Source organism: Microbispora sitophila, assembly GCF_014892245.1.
Taxonomy (GTDB): Bacteria; Actinomycetota; Actinomycetes; order Streptosporangiales; family Streptosporangiaceae; genus Microbispora; species Microbispora siamensis.
This window is the reverse complement of record NZ_JADBGC010000007.1, coordinates 127,704-139,915: the sequence shown is the minus strand read 5'-3', so window position 1 is coordinate 139,915 and position 12,212 is coordinate 127,704. Positions and strand designations below refer to the sequence as shown.

Genomic DNA, 12,212 nt, shown 5'->3' with positions numbered 1-12,212 from the left:
CACGTACGGCCGCTGCCCCCAACGTGACGGAGGAGCCGCCCATGGCACCGCTCATGGGCGGCTCCGGCGCAAGTACGACCTTGTCTGAGACGTGACGCGGCGACGCGGCGGCGCGGACGGGGCACTAGCCTGTTCAGGCTGGCCGTACTGACTTCTCGAGGCGAGAAAGGCCCTCTTCGTGAGCGAGCGAACGATGACCCAACAATCGCCCCCCGCGCGTCCGTGGAGGGGGACGCGAATCGGGCCAGGCGAGACCGTGGCGGAGCGCATCGGTGGTGAGGCGTCATGAGCGATCTGGGCCACGTGCTCATCCTCGCGGGAGGACTCTCCTACGAGCGTGAGGTCTCCATCCGGTCGGGACGTCGTGTCGCGGAGGTCCTGCGCGCGGCCGGTGTGGACGTGGAGACGCGCGACGCCGACGCCACCCTCGTGCCCGCCGTGCTGGCGGACCCGCCGGACGCGGTCTTCGTCACCCTGCACGGCGGCGCCGGAGAGGACGGCGCCATCCGCTCGGTGCTCGAACTCCTCGACGTGCCCTACGTCGGGGCGACCCCGGACGCCTGCCGGGTCGCCTTCGACAAGCCCACGGCGAAGGCGGTCGTCCGCTCCTGGGGGCTGAACACGCCCGACTCGGTGGCGCTGCCCAAGGAGACGTTCCACGATCTCGGCGCCACGGCCGTGCTCGCCCGCATCATCGACCGGCTCGGCCTGCCGCTCTTCGTCAAGCCCTCGCGCGGCGGTTCCGCGCTGGGCGCCTCCATCGTGCGCACGGCGGAGGAACTGCCCGCCGCGATGGTCGGTTGCTTCGCCTACGGTGACACCGCGCTCATCGAACGGTACGTCCAGGGCGTGGAGGTCGCGGTCTCCGTGGTGGATCTCGGCGACGGACCGGTCGCCCTGCCGCCGGTGGAGATCGTGCCCGACCGAGGCGTGTACGACTACGCGGCCCGGTACACGGCCGGGCAGACGGAGTTCTTCGCGCCGGCCCGGCTCTCCCCCGAGGCCACCGAGGCGTGTGCGGGTATGGCGGTCGCCGCCCACACCGCGCTCGGCCTGCGAGACATCTCCCGCACCGACCTCATCGTCGACGCCGACGGGAAGCCGTACTTCCTTGAGGTGAACGTGGCGCCCGGCATGACGGAGACCTCTCTGCTGCCGATGGCGGCCGAGGCGGCGGGCCGGGACCTCGGCACGTTGTGCAAGGGACTCTTGGAGCTCGCCGCCACCCGAGGCTGATCCCGCCCCCGTTTCACGTGAAACACTCCCCTCCAGGCTCGCCTGGAGGGGGCTGCTCCGACGAGTAAGCACCCGAGCAGCGAGGACGCTCAGACGCCAGCGTTCGGCGACCGAGCGCCACCAAGAAGCCGTGATCGATCTACAGTTCCGGGCGCCTAGTGGGGTCTCCACGATCCTTGGCCGGGTCCGGTCACTGCGCAGGAAGGAACCTCCGGTCCTCGCGAAGCCCGCTCCGCTGGGCCTTCGCTGCGGTCCTCGCTCCCTTCCGCTCCGCTCCTTCGGCCACGGCGACCGTTGGTGCAGCACACCAGGGGCGCCAGACGAGCATGACGCGCTCCCGCCGCCACGGCACGGCCGCCCCAGAAGGTCTATCTCCTCCCGATCGCCGCTTGCCGAGACGAGCGTGGCATTGGCGCTCACGCAGATGCCGTCGGGCGGACAGATGCCGAACTCGGTCGCAGCGGGCCATCACATCGGCGCGGCAGCCCCATCAGTAGCCCCCTCGGCCGCGATGTTTCACGTGAAACCGGCGGCTGATCGCCTGTGCTACCGCAGGCTCTGCGGTTACTCCGCCGTGATGCCCCTGGTGCGCATCGCGTGGGCCGCATCGGGGGCCATCGTGTCGGTGATGCGCTCCAGCGCTGATCGCTAATGCAGGCACACGATGCCCCCGGTTCCCCAGCTTCAATGGGGCCGAAGGAGAACATCCCGATGAGTCGCAGACGGCGAGGGAAGAAAGGGCTCGCAGGCCTCGGCGATTGGAGCCCGCTCGTGATCCGGGCGGCACTGATCGTGATCGACTATTGGCTCAATGACAGCGGGCCCAGGTAGGTGCACACCTGACCCAGGCCAGCAGCCACGCGCACAGCCAGGGCTCCGGGTTTCCATAGCAGGACCGGAGCCCTTCGCGACCGTCGCAAGCGTAGCGAAGAGCGTGGTGAACGATTTCTTGTCCGGAGGGTTTCCGATCCGGCCCCTCATAAGCCCGACCCTGTATCACGTCGTCGTCCAGCACGAACCCCCACCCCGCGCCTACGGCACGCGCTGCGCGCCCTGGCCGCCGGGCTCGGCAAACACACCTCCGCCGGCCGGACTGGAGGGCGAGGCCGACGTCGACCCCCTGACGTCCTGGTTCACCCCCCGCAGGGCGGCGGGCGCCGGATTCAGATCGGTGGACCGACGCCGCGGGCCTTACTGGCCTCCGCTGAACACTGCAGGAGACGGCCCTTGCGGAGAGACGGCGGATCTGAACCTACGGAGTTGGCTTGTGGGTCGATCGACGTTGTGCAGCGATCCGGGCTGGGAAGACGGGAAGAGCTTGCAACGAGCATGGGAGCGGGGCCCAAGGGCCCGCCCGTGTCCGCCCCGCTCTGCGCCGTCGACAGGGACGATGTTTCACGTGAAACCGGTGGCTGATCGCCTGTACCACCGCAGGCTCTGCGGTTACTCCGCCGTGATGCCCCTGGTGCGCATCGCGTGGGCCGCATCGGGGGCCATCGTGTCGATGATGCGCTCCAGGTCGTCGATCGTGGAGAACTCCACGACGATGCGCCCCTTCCGGCTGCCGAGGTCGACCTTCACCTTCGTCTCGAAGTGATCCGAGAGTCGATCGGCCAGGTCGCGCAGCGCCGGGGCGGTCGGCTTCTTCGCCCGGGGCTTGCGTGGAGCCGGCCCCGCGGTCGCCTCGCCCAGGGCCACGATCTCCTCGACGGTCCGGACCGACAGCCCCTCGGCCACGATCCGGGTCGCCAGCCGCTCCTGGGCGGCGGGGTCGTTCAGCGTCAGCAGCGCCCGCGCGTGCCCGGCGCTGATGACCCCGGCCGCCAGCCGGCGCTGCACCTCGGGAGGAAGGTTCAGCAATCGCAGGGTGTTGCTGATGTGCGAGCGCGACCGTCCGACCTTCCTGGCGAGCACCTCGTGGGTGGCGCCGAAGTCGTCCAGAAGCTGCTGGTAGGCCGCCGCCTCCTCCAGTGCGTTCAGCTGCTCCCGCTGAAGGTTCTCGATCAGCGCCTCGCGGAGCATCTCGTCGTCCTGGGTGCTCCGGACGATCGCGGGGATGCGGTCAAGCCCCGCGATCTGTGAGGCGCGCCACCTCCGCTCCCCCATGATGAGCTCGAAGCGGCCGTCCTCCACGGCGCGGACGACGACCGGCTGCAGCAGGCCGACCTCCTTGATGGACGCCGCGAGCTCGTCGAGCCGGTCCTCGTCGAACACCTCCCGAGGCTGCCGCGGGTTCGGGGAGATGGAGTCGACCTCGATCTCCTGGAAGTAGGCGCCCTCCACCGGACGCAGGCCCGCCACGTCCGTCCCCAGCGCGGCCGACAGCGGACCGGCAGGCGGAGCGCTCGCCACGGACGCCGGATCGACGATCGGTCCTGTGGGGATCAGAGCCCCAAGACCCTTGCCCAGTCCCCGACGCTGCTGGCTCACCGCTGCTCCTTCATACCCACACCCGCACAGAAGGCGGTGCCCAGCGACTCGGGGTCACTGGGCACCGGCACGCACACACCAGGAGAGAGTACCGCTGCGAAGCCCCGCCATGAGTCTCCGTGCATCCAGGCGTACACGTCCCACCGCCAGACCCTGGCACGGGCCGGGCGTAAGGAGCGGAGCGGGCTTCGCGAGGACCGGAGCTTCTGCCCGGCGCAGTGACGTCCGAAAGCCGTGACGCCCCGAAGTCGTGGCGTGTCAAAGCCGGCACTTGCGGAGGCCGTGACGTCCAAGCTGTCACGGCCCAGCCCCATCACGCCCCGACGCCACGACCTCCAAGCATGACGCGTCCCCGACGGCCGAAACCTGTGACGGGGTACCTGTGTGACGTCTCGCCGCACGCCCGCCGTCTCCCCGGCGTCGGCGTGGCTCGGTCAGGCGCCGGTGAGGGCCGCCGCCCGATAGGCGATCTCGCGAGCGGCGCCCATGTACGCCAGCGCGCCGCTCGATCCCGGGTCGTACGTCATGACCGACTGGCCGTAGCTGGGCGCCTCGGAAACGCGGACGCTCCTGGGAATGACGGCGTCGAGCACGGTGTCCCCGAAGTGGGAGCGCACCTCCTCGGCCACCTGGGAGGCAAGGCGGGTCCGGCCGTCGTACATCGTGAGCAGGATGGTCGAGACCGACAGCGTCTGGTTGAGGTGCGCGCGCACCAGTTCCACGTTCTGCAGAAGCTGCGTGAGCCCCTCCAGGGCGTAGTACTCGCACTGGATGGGAATCAGCACCTCCTGGGCCGCCGCCATGGCGTTCACGGTCAGCAGGCCCAGCGACGGCGGGCAGTCGATGAGGATGTAGTCGAACTCCATCGCGTCGAACGAGGCGAGCGCCCGCCGCAGACGGGTCTCCCGGCCGACCATCGGAACCAGCTCGATCTCCGCGCCCGCGAGGTCGAGGGTCGCGGGAGCGCAGTACAGGTTCGGCATGTCGGGGACCGGCTTCACGATCTGCGACAGCGGCATGTCGTCCACGAGGACCTGGTACACCGACGGCATCCCCGACCGGTGTTCCGTCGCCAGCGCCGTGGACGCGTTGCCCTGGGGGTCGAGATCGACCACGAGAACGCGCTGATCGTGCATGGACAGCGCCGCCGCGAGGTTGACGGCCGTGGTGGTCTTCCCCACGCCGCCCTTCTGGTTGGCCACCGTCATCACGCGACACCGGGAAGGCCGGGGCCAGGCCCCCTCGTCGCGCGTCGAGTAACCGACGGAAGGCGCAGCCGCCTGCGGGGGCGCGGCGGCTGTTTCACGTGAAACCACAGAACTCAGTGCCTCTCGTACCAGCGGCGAATCGCCAGAGTTAAGGGGGGTCTGGGACACGGTCGTCGTCCTTTCGACCGGCGAGACAGGGGGACGAGGCCAGCCCACCCCGGAGGACCGGCCTGCTGTCGCGATCTCCCAGCGTAGGGGGAGCCGAGTCTCCGGCCAACCCAGGCCCGCTGTCACACCGCCTGATCCGGCGTCCGCCACCGGCTCACCTCTTTCGTCGCCTCCGCGCGTCCGTTCGCGGAGACCGTCCGGCGACGACGCGAACGAGGGTCGCGGGCGGCTCGACCTTACCGCGCCCCACTGTGACCAACTCGACGTGCCTCACGCCGAACGACTCCAACTGGGGGCGGGTGGCGTCCAGTTCCTCCTGTGCCCGCTCCCCCTTCATCGCGAGCAACTCTCCGCCCTCGTGCAGCAGCGGCATCGACCACGACAGCAGACGGTCGAGCGGCGCGACCGCCCGCGCCGTCGCCACGTCGAAGACGCGCTTGCGGGCGAGCTCCTCGGCCCGCCCGCGCAGCACCTCCACGTTGTCAAGCTTGAGCGCCTCCACGCACTCGGACAGGAACACGGTGCGGCGCAGCAGCGGCTCCAGCAGCGTCACCGTCACGTCGGGGCGGACGATCGCGAGCACGAGGCCGGGCAGACCCGCGCCCGAACCGATGTCGACCAAAGTCGAGTCCGGCCGGACCGCCTCCTCCACGACCGCGCAGTTCAGCAGGTGTCGGTCCCAGATGCGGGGCACCTCGCGTGGCCCCAGCAGTCCCCGCACCACACCCGGCCCGGCGAGCAACTCGGCGAACACCCGGGCCCGCTCCAACGCCTCACCGGTGAAGATTTCCCGCGCCACCGGGGGCGCCTCGGGCAGCTCGTTGCTCTCCGTCATCACTCACTCATCCAGGAACGCTCTCGGCCAAGGGTAACCGTCCTTTCCCCTCGGCGACGGCCGGCCGTACATCCGGCGGCCGGCGGCCGTGCGGACCCGGCCGAAAGGGCAGGGCGAGAAAGGGACGTATAGGACGGAAAAGCCGCCGGTCCCAGAGGTCGGGACCGGCGGCTTCCCCGCGTCGGAACTGTGAAAAGCGGTCAGGCGGGCAGGACCACCACGAAGCGGCGGGGCTCCTCGCCCTCGGACTCGCTGCGCAGGCCCGCCGCGGCCACCGCGTCGTGAACGATCTTGCGCTCGAACGGCGTCATCGGCTTGAGCGCCTTCGGCTCGCCGGTGCGCTTGACGTCGTCGGCCGCCGCGGCGCCCACCTTGGTGAGCTCGGCGCGGCGCCGCTCCCGATAACCCCCCACATCGAGCATGAGCCGCGAACGCTCCCCCGTCTGGCGGTGCACGGCCAGGCGCGTCAGCTCCTGCAGCGCCTCCAGCACCTCCCCGCCGGGACCCACGAGCTCGTCGCCCTTGATGCCCACGATCGAGACCACCGCGCGGTCTCCCTCGACATCCATGTCGATGTCGCCGTCCAGGTCGGCGATGTCGAGCAGGCCCTCCAGGTAGTCCGCCGCGATCTCGCCCTCCTGTTCCAGGGCTTCGATGTCGGGAGCAGGCTTGAGGGTCTCCCCAGCTTCGGTCACGTCCGGACTCTCCTTCTCCTACGACTTCTTGCTGCCGGTGCGCTTGCTTCGAGGCTGGCGTGTCGGCTGCTGACGGACGATCTTGGGGGCCGGTTCCGGCTCAGGCTGCGCCGGCGCCTTGGGCTTTCCCACCAGCTTGGTGAAGATGCCGTTCGTCGGCTCGGGAGTGGTGACGTTGCCCTTCTCGTCCACGACCGGCATGGGATGACGGCTGTAGAACCAGTGCTGCTGGCCGAGCGTCCACAGGTTGGTGGTCACCCAGTACAGGATCAGACCGAGCTGGAAGTTCAGGCTGAAGACGGCGAACAGCGGCGAGATGTACATGAGGATCTTCTGCTGCTGCGCCATGGGGTTGTCCGGCATCTGCGCCATCGAGCGCTTCACGCTCTGCCGGACGGTGAGGAACGTGGTGCACGAGCTGATGGCCACGAAGCAGGCGAGAACGATCTTCGTCATCACCGGCTGGGCGCCGAGGCTCCTGATGACCTCGGAGCTGTCGAAGAACTTCGCCGCCAGCGGCGCGCCGATGACGTGCGCGGCACGCGCGCTGTTCACCAGCTCCTTGGTCATACCGAAAACGGCCCGGTCCTCGGCGATGGCCCGCAGCACGGTGAACATCGAGATGAAGATCGGGAACTGCGCGACGATCGGGAGGCAGCCCCCGAGTGGGTTGGCGCCCCCCTCCTGGTACAGCCGCATGACCTCCTGGTTCATGCGCTGCTTGTCGTTCTTGTACTTCTTGCGCAGCTCCTGGACCTTGGGCGCCAGCTCCTGCATCTTGCGCGACGAGCGCATCTGCTTCATGAAGAGCGGGAAGATCAGCAGACGCATCAGCACGGTCAGCGTGATGATGGTCAGCGCCCAGTTGAGACCGCTGCTGGAGGGGATGAAAGTGCTGTAGCCGGCGTGGATCTGGGTGATCACCCAGGCCACCGCCGTATACAGCCAATTCAGGAATGGCAGCTCCACCGAGCTAGCTCCCTTGCGTTTCGTCGTGAGACCGGACTCGGCGTGGGGGCACCGGGTCGAAACCTCCAGGATGGAACGGGTGACACCGTCCGATACGCCTGACGGTCAGCCATACCCCGCGCGCCGCTCCATGAACGGCGACGGCTTCCAGACCATAGGCGCTGCAGGACGGCTCGAACCGGCACCTCGGCCCCAGCATCGGGCTGATGAAGGCGCGGTAGAACCGGATGATCGCGAGCAGCACGCGAGCGACCGGCCCGGTCGCGGGCCGATCGGCCTCCCCGGGCACCACGGCCGGGGTCGGTTGCTGCGCTGTCATGACCGTCCATCCGTCGGGGTCCGGGAATCGGACCCGCGCCGCCGGAGTAAACGACTCAGCGCGACGTCGAGTTCGGCGGCCAGGTGCTCGCTGCGCGCGGACGCGGCCGGTGGATTGGCGCGTACCACCAGAAGGCTACCTCTCGGCAGCAGCGGCAGGCGGCTCCGCACGAGGTGTCTCAACCTGCGCCTGACCTGGTTCCGCACCACGGCGCCGCCGACCGCCTTGCTCACGACGAAGCCGACCAGCGGTGGCTCGTCGGCGTCACGCAGGTTCAGGTGTGCGACCAGGGTGGGACGCCCGGCGCGCCGCCCACGGCGAATCGCGTCGGCGAACTCGTCACCCCGCCGCATGCGGGACGCGGACGGCAGCACCAAGCCTTCCTCGACGTACGGCCGCCCGCTCCGCTCGGCACGGGCGGGCGGCGTCTGATCGTCAGACCGTCAGCTCGGCGCGGCCCTTGCGGCGGCGCGCGGCCAGGATGGCGCGGCCGGCCCGGGTGCGCATGCGCAGCCGGAAGCCGTGGGTCTTCGCGCGGCGACGGTTGTTCGGCTGGTAAGTACGCTTGCTCACGGGTGGGCTCCAGGCTTCAGGTACGTCCGCGGGATTCCGCGGGCGCTCTACATTCCATGGTCACGGCTCGTCAGATGCGCGGGCATGCGGAATAGCCGTCGCGTGATTAGCCGACCGGGACACGTTACGGGTCCACCGTACGTCAGGTCAAACCGGCACCCGTGACGGCAAGCGAGTACGGCGAGCGACCATGGCCCGTTAGGCTGTGGACAACGCCTTGAACGCAGGTTGCGCACACCGCTACCGTCGGCCGTCCGGCCCTTCCCCCCATCAGCGTGAATGTGCCCGGGGAGGATGCACGGGCTGTGCACATCATGTGGATCATATGTGGATGGCAGCCGGACGAGGGCCGGTGCGGCGAGGCGTACGGGACTGAGAAACGACACGGATCGCGGCGGGCGAGCGGGGCCGCGTAACGAGAGGAGGGGCCGAGCCATGGAAGGCGTCGATCTCAACGCTGTATGGGCTCGGGCGCTCAGGACCCTGCTCGACGAGGGCGTCTCGGGACAGCAGCGAGCGTTCCTCCAGATGACGCAGCCCTCCGGTCTCATCAACGACACGATTCTCCTGGCGGCCCCCAACGACTTCGCCAAGGAGGTCATCGAGGTACGGTTGCGCCCGCTGATCGTGCACGCGTTGTCGCAGGAGCTCGGCCGGCCCGTGCGGATCGCCGTGATGGTGGATCCCGGCGCCGGCCTGCCCGCCGCCTCCGACCCCGCCGCGGCGCCGCCGGCCGACCATCGTCCACAGGTGCCGTCCACAGATTATCCACAGGCTCGTCCCCAGGCTCCGCGCTTCCCCTTAGGCGAGGACGGCCCGATCCGGCGCGACGCCGAGCCGCACGTGCCGCACTATCCACAGGGCCAGCAGTATCCACAGCCGCCGCAGCACATGTCGCCGCCGGACCACCCGCAGCGGCCCGGCGGCTACCCCCCCGAGCCGCCCGCCGCGCCCAAGCCCGAGCCGGTGCCCGGCCCGGTGCCCGGTCCTGTGCCCGGCGCGGGACAGAACCGCTGGGACGCCCGCGGCGGCCGCGCCTCCGGCGAGCCGGCCCGGCTGAACGCCAAGTACACGTTCGAGACGTTCGTCATCGGCGCGAGCAACCGCTTCGCGCACGCCGCCGCCGTCGCGGTCGCCGAGGCCCCCGCCAAGGCGTACAACCCGCTGTTCATCTACGGCGACTCGGGGCTGGGGAAGACCCACCTGCTGCACGCGATCGGCCACTACGCGCAGAGCCTGTACGACGGCGCCCGGGTGCGCTACGTGAGCTCCGAGGAGTTCACCAACGACTTCATCAACTCCATCCGCGACCACAAGGCCGACGGGTTCCGTTCCCGCTTCCGGGCTGTGGACATCCTCCTCGTGGACGACATCCAGTTCCTCGAGGGCAAGGAGCAGACGCAGGAGGAGTTCTTCCACACCTTCAACACCCTCCACAACGCCAGCAAGCAGATCGTCATCTCCAGCGACCGGGCGCCCAAGCAGCTCGTGACGCTGGAGGACCGGCTGCGCAACCGGTTCGAGTGGGGCCTGATCACCGACGTCCAGCCGCCCGAGCTGGAGACCCGCATCGCGATCCTGCGCAAGAAGGCGATCCAGGAGGGCCTGGCCGCGCCGCCCGACGTGCTGGAGTACATCGCCAGCCGCATCGCGACCAACATCCGCGAGCTCGAGGGCGCGCTGATCCGGGTCACCGCGTTCGCCAGCCTCAACCGGCAGTCTGTGGACATCCAGCTCGCCGAGATCGTCCTCAAGGACCTCATCAGCGAGGACGCGAGCCCGGAGATCACCATCTCCCTCATCATGTCCACAACCGCCGAGTACTTCGGCGTCTCGCTCGACGACCTGTGTGGAAGCTCACGCTCGCGCGCCCTGGTCACCGCCCGCCAGATCGCCATGTACCTGGCCCGCGAGCTGACCGACCTGTCCCTCCCCAAGATCGGCCAGCAGTTCGGCGGGCGCGACCACACCACAGTGATGCACGCGGAGCGTAAGATCCGGTCGCTCATGGCCGAGCGGCGCTCGATGTACAACCAGGTCAACGAGCTGACGACACGGATCAAGCAGCGCGCACGCAACGCTTAGTACACAGCTGTGGATAACTCTGTGGATCAAAAATGCCGCCCTCGGCGGTCGCGCCGTGCGTTACCCCCACCCTCTCCGGCCCGCCAACGCGCCGTCCCCACTTGGGGAAAACTTTGGGGAGAAGCTGGGGATGGCTTAGGGAATACCCGTGGACGAGCTGGGGACGCCCTGTGCGTACTCGTCACACACAGCTCGGCTGTCCCATTTACCCCGTGGACAACCGGTGGAAACATCGTGGATTACTCGTGGACAGATGGCCCTTCGCCTGGGGAACGGGTGTGGGGACAGCGGGACCACCCACAGTCCACAGGGGGTCCGTCCACGTTTCCCCCACACCGGCAGTGGATGAATCAGCTCCGCTGAGCTGCGAAAATGCTCGACATCCACATATCCACACTGCCTAATGAGACGACTTGTATCTCTCTTCCTAAGGAACTCAAGAACCATAGAAGGGGTTCTGGAGGCGCACAGGTGCGGGAGAGTGAAGACTTGACGAAGCAGCGACACCCAGGAGGCTGATCCACGTGATGTTCCGGATCGATCGCGACGTGCTCGCCGAGGCCGTGGCGTGGACGGCACGGAGCCTTCCGGCCCGTCCCTCGGTGCCGGTGCTCGCCGGCATGCGGCTGGAGGTGACCGACGACCAGCGGTTGAAGCTCTCCGGCTTCGACTACGAGGTCTCCGCCGAGGTGACCCTCGAGGTGCAGACAGGGGAGCCGGGCGTGGTGCTCGTCTCCGGCAAGCTCCTCGCCGAGATCACCCGCGCCCTCCCCGCACAGCCGGTGGAACTGGTTGTGGACGGAGCCAAGGCCGTCGTCACCTGTGGCAGCGCCCGGTTCACACTTCTCACCATGCCTGTGGAGGACTACCCCTCCCTGCCGGCCATGCCGCCCGCCGCCGGACGGGTCGGCAGCGACGTGTTCGCCTCCGCCGTCGGCCAGGTGGCCGTCGCCGCGGGCAAGGACGACACCCTCCCGATGCTCACCGGCGTGCGGATGGAGATCGAGGGCGACACCGTGACCCTCGCCGCCACCGACCGCTACCGCCTCGCCGTACGCGAACTGAAGTGGCAGCCCGAGCAGCCCGACTTCCAGGCCGTGGCGATGATCCCCGGCCGTACGCTGGCGGACACGGCCAAGGCCCTGGGCGGCAGCGGCGCGGAGGTGGAGATCGCGCTGAGCTCGGCCGGCGGCACCGGCGAGGGCATGATCGGGTTCTCCAGCTCCGGACGGCGGACGACGACCCGGCTGCTCGACCCCGAGTTCCCCAAGTACCGCTCGCTGCTGCCCACGGAGTTCTCCGCGCGTGCGGATCTGTCCACAGCCTCGTTCGTCGAGGCCGTCAAGCGCGTCGCGCTCGTCGCCGAGCGCAACACCCCCGTACGGCTGGCCTTCCGCGGCGGAGAGGTCGTCCTGGAGGCCGGGAGCGGCGACGAGGCGCAGGCTGTGGAGGCGCTGCCGGTCGAGTTCGACGGCGACGAGATCAACATCGCCTTCAACCACCAGTTCCTGCTGGAGGGCCTGGGGGCGATCGACTCCGATGTCGCGCGACTCCAGTTCACCACTCCCACCAAGCCCGCCATCCTCACCGGGGGCAAGCCTGTGGACGACGGGGGGAGCGAGGACTACCGCTACCTCATCATGCCCATCCGCTTGTCCAGCTGACGCGGCCCCGGCACCCCGGGCGTACGATCT

Annotated in this window: 11 protein-coding genes; 3 read left to right on the top strand and 8 right to left on the bottom strand. The window is 69.1% G+C overall.

The window, feature by feature from the left end:
* Positions 1 to 285 precede the first annotated feature (285 nt).
* On the top strand, positions 286 to 1,236 hold the full coding sequence (locus IL992_RS14660; protein WP_193203909.1) for a D-alanine--D-alanine ligase family protein: 951 nt from the start codon (positions 286 to 288) through the stop codon (positions 1,234 to 1,236).
* A 1,443-nt stretch (positions 1,237 to 2,679) separates the two neighbouring features.
* Here IL992_RS14660 and IL992_RS14655 read toward each other — a convergent pair.
* From IL992_RS14655 to rpmH, 8 genes are all read right to left on the bottom strand, one after another.
* On the bottom strand, positions 2,680 to 3,666 hold the full coding sequence (locus IL992_RS14655) for a ParB/RepB/Spo0J family partition protein (RefSeq protein WP_193203908.1): 987 nt from the start codon (positions 3,664 to 3,666) through the stop codon (positions 2,680 to 2,682).
* Between the two features lie 434 nt (positions 3,667 to 4,100).
* Positions 4,101 to 4,874, bottom strand: a complete 774-nt coding sequence (locus tag IL992_RS14650; RefSeq protein ID WP_204051130.1) for a ParA family protein — start codon at positions 4,872 to 4,874, stop codon at positions 4,101 to 4,103.
* Positions 4,875 to 5,196: 322 nt separating this feature from the next.
* Complete coding sequence (gene rsmG / locus IL992_RS14645) at positions 5,197 to 5,877, bottom strand: 16S rRNA (guanine(527)-N(7))-methyltransferase RsmG (RefSeq protein ID WP_193203906.1); 681 nt, start codon at positions 5,875 to 5,877, stop codon at positions 5,197 to 5,199.
* Between the two features lie 200 nt (positions 5,878 to 6,077).
* Positions 6,078 to 6,572 (bottom strand): Jag family protein, encoded by a 495-nt coding sequence (locus tag IL992_RS14640; protein WP_193203905.1) that lies wholly within the window; start codon positions 6,570 to 6,572, stop codon positions 6,078 to 6,080.
* Between the two features lie 18 nt (positions 6,573 to 6,590).
* Positions 6,591 to 7,541 carry a membrane protein insertase YidC gene (yidC, locus tag IL992_RS14635; RefSeq protein ID WP_193203904.1) on the bottom strand — a complete coding sequence of 317 codons (951 nt, stop codon included), beginning with the start codon at positions 7,539 to 7,541 and terminating at the stop codon, positions 6,591 to 6,593.
* 4 nt (positions 7,542 to 7,545) lie between these two features.
* Positions 7,546 to 7,860, bottom strand: coding sequence for a membrane protein insertion efficiency factor YidD (gene yidD / locus IL992_RS14630; protein WP_079314210.1), 315 nt, complete (start codon positions 7,858 to 7,860; stop codon positions 7,546 to 7,548).
* A complete protein-coding gene (rnpA, locus tag IL992_RS14625; RefSeq protein WP_079314209.1) occupies positions 7,857 to 8,234 on the bottom strand; it encodes a ribonuclease P protein component in 378 nt (125 codons plus the stop codon). The genes yidD and rnpA overlap by 4 nt, the downstream gene beginning before the upstream one ends.
* A 61-nt stretch (positions 8,235 to 8,295) precedes the next feature.
* Entirely contained in the window at positions 8,296 to 8,433 is a 138-nt protein-coding gene (gene rpmH, locus IL992_RS14620) for a 50S ribosomal protein L34 (protein WP_015772801.1), read from the bottom strand.
* Positions 8,434 to 8,868: 435 nt separating this feature from the next.
* Between rpmH and dnaA the strand changes: the two genes are divergently transcribed.
* Positions 8,869 to 10,518 carry a chromosomal replication initiator protein DnaA gene (gene dnaA, locus IL992_RS14615; RefSeq protein ID WP_193203903.1) on the top strand — a complete coding sequence of 550 codons (1,650 nt, stop codon included), beginning with the start codon at positions 8,869 to 8,871 and terminating at the stop codon, positions 10,516 to 10,518.
* A gap of 524 nt (positions 10,519 to 11,042) precedes the next feature.
* Positions 11,043 to 12,182, top strand: a complete 1,140-nt coding sequence (gene dnaN / locus IL992_RS14610) for a DNA polymerase III subunit beta (RefSeq protein WP_193203902.1) — start codon at positions 11,043 to 11,045, stop codon at positions 12,180 to 12,182.
* Positions 12,183 to 12,212: the final 30 nt, after the last annotated feature.